Origin of the sequence: Arthrobacter sp. H41, assembly GCF_000520535.1 — a bacterium.
In the GTDB taxonomy this organism is placed as follows: Bacteria; Actinomycetota; Actinomycetes; order Actinomycetales; family Micrococcaceae; genus Arthrobacter_D.
The window spans coordinates 1-3,852 of the sequence record NZ_AZRZ01000464.1 but is presented as its reverse complement, the minus strand read 5'-3'; the positions used below and the strand labels follow the sequence as shown (position 1 = coordinate 3,852).

Here is a 3,852-nt window from a genome sequence, read left to right as displayed (position 1 = left end):
CCCCGTAGCCCAGGACATCGCCGCATGAACCTCATCACCACCGACCCGCTCGACCGCAACCACTTCCCGGTGGACGAGTGGGCCCTTGTCGAAACAGAGTTCGACGTCGATATTCAGGGCCGCACCGAGACGCTCTTCTCCGTCGGCAACGGCTACCTCGGCCTCCGCGGCAATGTGGAGGAGGGGCGCGACGGGTACGCGAACGGCACGTACGTCAACGGCTTTCACGAGACCTGGCCGATCCAGCACGCTGAGGAGGCGTTCGGCTTCGCGAGTGTAGGACAGACGATCGTCAGCGTCCCCGACGCGAAGATCATCCGCCTCTACGTCGACGACGAACCGTTCGTCCTGACGGAGGCGGACATCCTGCGATACTCGCGCCGCCTCGATTTCGTCGACGGCGCCCTGGTGCGGGAACTGGAGTGGCGAACGCCCTCCGGTAAACGTGTCCTTGTCCGGTCGCGCCGGATGGTTTCCTTCACCGATCGTCATCTCGCGGTCATCGACTACGAGGTCGAAATGCTCGACGCCGAAGCATCCGTCCTCATCTCCAGCCAGATCCTGAACCGACAGGACGGGGTCGACGAGTACCCCGCGGGTCCCGCCGCGGAAAACGGCGTCTTCGATCCACGGAAGGCGGAATCGTTTCGGGAACGGGTCCTTCAACCGCGCCTCAAGCGCGCCGACGGTTCCCGATACCTGCTCGGATACCGCACCACCAATTCCTCGATGACCCTCGCCTGCGGTGCCGAACACCAGTTGATCACCGAGAACGAGTGGGACCAGACCTCTTCGATCGACGACGACCTCGCCAAGCACGTCTACCGCGTGGCGGCGGAGCCCGGCCGTCCTGTCCGTCTCATCAAGACCATCACGTATCACACCTCCCGCGGCGTTCCCGTGCGCGAGCTCGCCGATCGCTGCGGCCGCACCCTCGACCGCGCCCGCGAGACCTCCGTCGATGAGCAGTACCGAAAGCAGAGGGAGTGGCTCGCCGACTTCTGGCGGCGCTCCGACGTCGAGGTGGAGGGGCAGCCCGCCATCCAGCAGGCGGTCCGCTGGAACCTGTTCCAGCTCGCGCAGTCCACGGCCCGCACCGACGGCGGCGGCATCGCGGCGAAGGGCGTGTCCGGGTCCGGATACGGGGGCCACTACTTCTGGGACACCGAGGTCTACGTCCTCCCCTTCCTCAGCTACACCGCCCCCCTGGTTGCGCGGAACGCCCTCCGCTTCCGCCAGGCCATGCTCGAACAGGCGCGCTCGCGTGCGGCCGAACTGAACCAGCGCGGCGCGCTGTTCCCGTGGCGCACGATCAACGGTCAGGAGTCGTCGGCCTACTACGCAGCCAGCACCGCGCAGTATCACATCGACGCCGACATCTCCTATGCGCTCATGCAGTACATCGCCGCGACGGGCGACGAGGACTTCCTCACCCGCGGGGCGATCGACATCCTTGTCGAGACAGCACGGCTGTGGGCCGATCTGGGCTTCTGGCGCAGCAACGGCGACGACCATTTCCATATCCACGGGGTCACCGGACCCGACGAGTACACCACCGTCGTCAACGACAACCTCTATACGAACGTCATGGCGCGCGCCAACCTCCGGTCGGCCGCCCGGGCGGTCGCATTGCTCAGGAACCTCGAACCCGTCGCCTACGAACGGATGGTCTCCCGCCTGAGCCTGCAGGAAGACGAGTGCCACGAGTGGTTGCGTGCAGCGGACAAGATGCATATCCCCTTCGATGTGCGCGCGGGCATCCACCCCCAGGACGCCGCATTCCTCGAGAAGGAGTTGTGGGACCTCGAGCACACGCCGGCGTGCAAGCGGCCGCTGCTGCTGCACTACCATCCGCTCGTGATCTACCGTTTCCAGGTACTTAAGCAGGCCGACGTCGTCCTCGCCCTCCACCTTCAGGGCAACGACTTCACGGCCGAACAGAAGCGCTCCGACTTCGAATACTACGAAGCCCTGACCACGGGGGACTCGACCCTGTCCGCGGTGGTCCAGTCGATCATCGCCGCCGAGGTGGGCTACCACCACCTGGCGCTGAAATACTTTCTCTCCTCCCTGTTCGTCGACCTTTCCGACCTTCACCGCAACACCTCGGACGGTATCCACGTTGCGTCGACCGGTGGCGTATGGAGCGCCCTCGTCTACGGGTTCGGCGGGATGCGCGACCACGGCGGCCGCATCACCTTCGAACCGCGTCTCCCCGAGACCTGGACACGCGTGAGCTTCCGCATCACCTTGCACGGCACGCGGGTGCGTGCCGACGTCACCCAGGATGCCATCACGCTGACGGTGGAGTCAGGCCGGTCGGCCGCGGTCGCGGTCTACGGCGAATCCGTATACCTGGAGGCCGGTCATCCTGTCACTGTCAGGCTTGGTCACCACGGCCCGCGCCTGACCGGCACCCCGACCACGAGCGACATCGAGGGAACCCGCCGCGCAGACGGTTCAATTGTCACTTCGTCGATCCCCCGAATCACGATCAACCCCTAGCCTGCCGCGCCGACGGTTTCGTCGGCGGTGTGAAGCCTGCAGCTCGCCGGTACACCAGGAAAGCCGGGCAGCCCCGAAGGGCAGCCCGGCTTCGTTGCGGAAGCGGTCCTACTTCTGGTCGCTTTCCTTGTTCCCGTCAAGGGCGTCTTTTGCCTTGTCCTTGCCCTGTTCAACCTTCTCGGGGTTGTCCTTCGCGTAGTCCTTGCCCTTATCCGCCAAGCCGCCAATATCCGCCATGGGTGAATCCTCTCCATTTTCCGGCCCGTGGCCACGTTCCGGCAGCCACGGTCTGACTCATCCATCCTGTGCTCCGAGCGCATGCCGCGTCCACCACCGGGGCCGCCGGCTCCTGCAAATCGTGCAGCTTGATTTTTTGGCCCATCGGGTTGTGCGCAGGGCGTGCCGGACACAGCTCGCGCCCCCATACCGAGCGTCCGCACGGATCGGGGACAATGGAGTGTGCCCGTTCTTACCGAAGCCCCTGTTCTCGACTCCGACGCCATCCGCCATGAAGCGGGCCGGAGGCGCACCTTCGCCGTCATCTCCCACCCCGACGCCGGTAAATCCACCCTCACGGAGGCCCTCGCGCTCCTGGCCCGCGCCATCCAGGACGCCGGCGTCACGCACGGCAAGTCCAGCCGTCACACCACGGTGTCCGACTGGATGGGCATCGAGCAGGAGCGCGGTATCTCCATCAGCTCGGCGGCACTGCAGCTCACCTACCGGGACACCATCCTCAACGTGGTGGACACCCCCGGGCACGCCGACTTCTCCGAGGACACCTACCGCGTGCTCGCCGCGGTGGATTCCGCGGTCATGCTCATCGATGCCGCCAAGGGCTTCGAGCCGCAGACCGTGAAGCTGCTGGCCGTCTGCAAGGCGCGGAACATCCCCATCATCACCGTCATCAATAAGTGGGACCGTCCGGGCCTCGACGCCCTGGGCCTGATCGACGACGTCGGCGAGCGCACCGGCATGGTGCCGGTCCCCCTGACGTGGCCCGCCGGCATCGCCGGGGACTTCCAGGGGCTGCTGGATGTACGCGAAGGCAAGGCCGTGCGCCTCGAGGCGATCGGCGGCGGGGCCCAGGCTGCCGAGGAGACCGTGGTGGAGGTCGAAGCCCTTCCTCCCCTCGAGGCCGGCGTCTGGCTCGAGGCGCAGGAGGAAGCGGGGCTGGTGGCGGCGTCGAACGGGGACTTCGACCCGGCCGAATTCGCTGCGGCCCGCCAGACCCCCGTGCTGTTCGCTGCGGCGGCGAAGAACTTCGGCGTCTCGCAGCTCCTCGACATTCTCGTGGAGCTCGGCCCGGCGCCGTCGCCCCGTCCGTCGATCGACGACGAGCGGCGG

At 66.5% G+C, this 3,852-nt stretch carries 3 protein-coding genes; 2 read left to right on the top strand and 1 reads right to left on the bottom strand.

The window, feature by feature from the left end; all coding sequences use genetic code 11:
• Positions 1 to 24 precede the first annotated feature (24 nt).
• The gene (locus Y705_RS0101400; protein WP_026531574.1) at positions 25 to 2,505 is read left to right on the top strand and encodes a glycoside hydrolase family 65 protein; all 2,481 of its coding nucleotides are present in this window, start codon (positions 25 to 27) and stop codon (positions 2,503 to 2,505) included.
• Between the two features lie 108 nt (positions 2,506 to 2,613).
• Here the strand turns inward: Y705_RS0101400 and Y705_RS23365 are convergent, their stop codons facing one another.
• Entirely contained in the window at positions 2,614 to 2,742 is a 129-nt protein-coding gene (locus Y705_RS23365) for a hypothetical protein (protein WP_275450789.1), read from the bottom strand.
• 222 nt (positions 2,743 to 2,964) lie between these two features.
• Here Y705_RS23365 and Y705_RS0101390 point away from each other — a divergent pair.
• A partial coding sequence (locus tag Y705_RS0101390) for a GTP-binding protein (RefSeq protein WP_026531573.1) occupies positions 2,965 to 3,852 on the top strand: 888 nt, incomplete at its 3' end.